Source organism: Gilliamella sp. W8128, from assembly GCF_016100545.1.
Lineage (GTDB): Bacteria > Pseudomonadota > Gammaproteobacteria > Enterobacterales > Orbaceae > Gilliamella > Gilliamella apis.
Genome location: NZ_JACFSE010000021.1, coordinates 1 through 3,719, shown reverse-complemented (window position 1 = coordinate 3,719; position 3,719 = coordinate 1). Strand labels below are relative to the sequence as shown.

2 protein-coding genes are annotated in these 3,719 nt (G+C 40.4%); both read right to left on the bottom strand.

The window, feature by feature from the left end:
- Positions 1 to 172: 172 nt before the first annotated feature.
- Complete coding sequence (locus H3U97_RS11325) at positions 173 to 1,585, bottom strand: hypothetical protein (RefSeq protein ID WP_198199004.1); 1,413 nt, start codon at positions 1,583 to 1,585, stop codon at positions 173 to 175.
- A gap of 875 nt (positions 1,586 to 2,460) precedes the next feature.
- A partial coding sequence (locus H3U97_RS11320) for a hypothetical protein (protein WP_198199003.1) occupies positions 2,461 to 3,719 on the bottom strand: 1,259 nt, incomplete at its 5' end.

The window sequence follows — 3,719 nt, the reverse complement described above, 5'->3', positions numbered from 1 at the left end:
GGCTGTGATTTGTTCCTGACAAAGCACCGCCTTGGCAAACATCCCTGTTTGCCATGCTAACCTCACTCAGTTGTCAGCACATTGCCAATGTCGTGCCACAAAATCGTTTTTATCGCTCTAACGTTATTTTTCTTATCCTCAGCTTCAATACCTAAGAACTAAGAAATAATAGTTAAGGATAGACACAGACTCCGTAGCTGTTACCCCCATTACCGTCAAGCCACACTGAACCAATTCCCGGTTCAACCACAAAATACTGTTGACGACTACCAAACCTATCTTGCGTCCAATAGCGTGGATCGTAGTTTTCGCGGCGGTGGAAGTTGGCACCAGTGTAACTAATCATACTGCCCCATTCCGTGAAAAATCCTGCACCAATGTGACGCGCAACATGATTATTAGGTGACGAAGGCGTTGCACCTACTGCATTTACTTCATTTGCATAATATTTACAAGCATACACAGTCGATCGCCGACAAGACGCATTAGTTAAATCACTGACCTTTGGGAGACGGTATCCAAAACTATTACACCAAGATTCTATACTAGAATGGGTACTTTCATAATTACCACGATTAACAAACCACTGCTTTAACTCAAATCCATATTTGACCACCGCATTACCACTGCTATCACGACCAACTAACTCAAATACCTGTGGCAAAGATAGGCTATCGATTCTACCTGGATTTTCTGATGCCCATTGCGATGATGTAGCAACAGGACCAGTTAGGGTGACTCGAACGCTGGAGTAGTTGTTGTATGGGTATGGTGAATCGGTCATCGTCGCCGTAATACCACCATGAGAAACCGGAGCCCAAGATAAGTCCTGATTAGTGCCGGCAATAAGTAAATCAAAATATAACTTATTAGCACCCGTAGTCGGGAAGTTTGAACCATAAGACGATGGTGTAAATGACTGTGTTAGAAAACCACCACCGACCCAAACGTCAGCAGAAATCCCGGATGTAGGTTGGTGTTGAGGTACTGCATAACAAATCGCTGGCGTTCCCTTAGGATTAATATAATAAGTGGCATTACCTGCATTAAAACGACTTTCATTAGGTACCCCATAACGTGTTGTTAATCTACCGCTAGTATTAGATAAGGTTAATTTATATGGCGCTTTACCGTTACAAATAGTCGGCACTTCATTACGGGCAACAGCTCGACCATTTTTATCTTCAATGGATAACCTTAAACTACCGGTAGCGGTGACACCATTAACTCCCTGACCATCGCCATCATCATCCCCCCAATAATTATAAGGTGTGCCAATAAGTGAGCTTAATGCAATAGAATTAGTATTCGTTGGTACTAACATACCAATATCAGCAAAACTCTGACCAACAACAGGTAACTCGATAGGATTGTCTAAACTTGAATTATTGGTTGTCGGAGTAAATCTTCTACCATCAGAAAGGGTTATCCCGAGTAGCGATTCGGTATTGGTTACCCGGGTACGACCGCCATCAAAGGTTAAATAAGGGGCTGAGCCATAAATAATATTGGTCGTTGTAGTGGTTAATGCATAATTAGCAAAAGAGATAGATTGTAAAACAACTACGGTCAATACCAAAACCATCGGCCGAGATAAAAAGACTAAATTAAGAAATTTTGAAAAATTTTGCCGGAATTTCGGAAATTTTGGAAATTGCTGAAATAATAAACTGCAGTGAAATAATAAACGGTATGAGCTTAACTTTAGAAAGGTGAAATTATAGGTTGGGCAGGTTGTGTGTTGTGTGTTGTGTGTTGAAAATTATAATCCATATCAGATATCCTTGTCAATCCAATTTTATGATTTATTTAAAATTTTAAGCCTAACGGCACAAAATTTATCCATTCGTATAAATATGCTATAAAAGTATAGTGATTGGAAAAAACCATGCAACTTTTTTTGGAGGTTTAATTGTTAACTTTTGTAAAGATGAATACTGCTAGCCCGAAAACAGCATCGGTTATTTGCTGTTTATTAGAAATAATATCCCTTTTATTCCCCTCTTAAAAAATCACCATTTTTAATATTAATAATTTGCAGATTAGGTTTTTGATTTTGACAATTTTATAATCGTTTTTAGAAGGTATTTTGCGTTTTAAAAACCCCTTTCCTCAAAATTTTTTGGTTGTTTGAGTTTCGGACGTTTTGTTGTTTTGTGGTTGTTTCTATACGGTGATTACGTCCGAGTTAAGAGGGTTGGCGCCAACCCTCTTTACAATCTCCCGCGGCGACCACGCAAGTGGTCACGATGTGACTGCCTTCCGCCTGCGTTCGGTCTTAACGCACCGGCTGTGATTTGCTCCTGACAAAACACAGCCTTGGCAAACATCCCTGTTTGTCATGCTAACCTCACTCAGTTGTCAGCACATTGCGAATGTCGCGCTACAAAATCGCTTTTATCGCCCTAACGTTATTTTTCTTATCCTTAGCTTCAATACCTAAGAACTAAGAAATAATAGCTAAGGATAGACACAGAGTCCGGAGAATGTGCTGGAGGCATATTCCCTACTATACAAGTCACCATAATACGCGCTAACAGTATAAAAAGACGCTCGACTACTACCCACCCTCCTATCTTGCGTCGCATAGTCGCCTGTAAAGTAGGCATTAGCGTAATAGTCCATCCGCCCCCATTCCGAGATCAATCCTGTTCCAATGTGACGACGATATCTATTATCAGGTGACGAAGGCGTTGCACCAACTGCACCTTGACAGTCAGCATTTGACCCTTCTCCCTGACAAGTCGCATTTGTTAAATCCATGGCCTTTGGAAGACGGTATCCAATATTATTACACCAAGATTCTATACTAGAATGGGTACTTGCATAATTACCACGATTAACAAACCACTGCTTTAACTCAAATCCATATTTGACCACCGCATTACCACTGCTATCACGACCGACTAACTCAAATGTCTGCGGTAAAGATGGTCTACCGATGCTATCTGGATTTTCTGATTGCCGTTGATTAGGGTCTGTAACAACAGGACCCGTTAGGGTGACTCCAACATTGGTATTTGAATAGGGCGTAATCGTCGCCGTAATACCACCATGAGAAACCGGCGCCCAAGATAAGGCTTGACTAACACCACCAAACCATAAATCAAAAGACAAATTATGAGCACCAGTAGTCGGAAAGTTTAAACCATAAGACGATGGTGTAACTGACTGTGGTAGAAAACCCTTATCATTGTTATAAATGTCATCAGAAAGCCCCCCAAAATCAAATCCAACTGCAAGTGGTCTTACAAAACAAATCGCTGACAATGTCTTAGGATTAATATAATAAGTGGCATTACCTGCATTAAAACGACTTTCATTAGGTATACCATAACGTGTTGTTAATCTACCGCTAGTATTAGATAAAGTTAATTTATATGGTGCGCTACAAATATCCAGCACTTCATTACGGGCAACAGGATAATTCCATCTATCAACAATAGATAAATTTAAACTACCGGTAGCGGTGACGCCATTAACTCCCTGACCATCTCCATCATCATCCCCCCAATAATTATAAGGTGTGCCAATAAGTGAACTTAATGCAATAGAATCAGTATCTGTTGGTACTAACATACCAATATCATTAAAACTCTGACCAATAGCAGGTAAAACGATAGGATTGTCTCTTGAATTATTGGTTGTGGGAGTAAATGTTCTACCATCAGAAAGGGATATCCTGAGTAGCGCTTCGGTATTTGTTACCCGGGTACGAC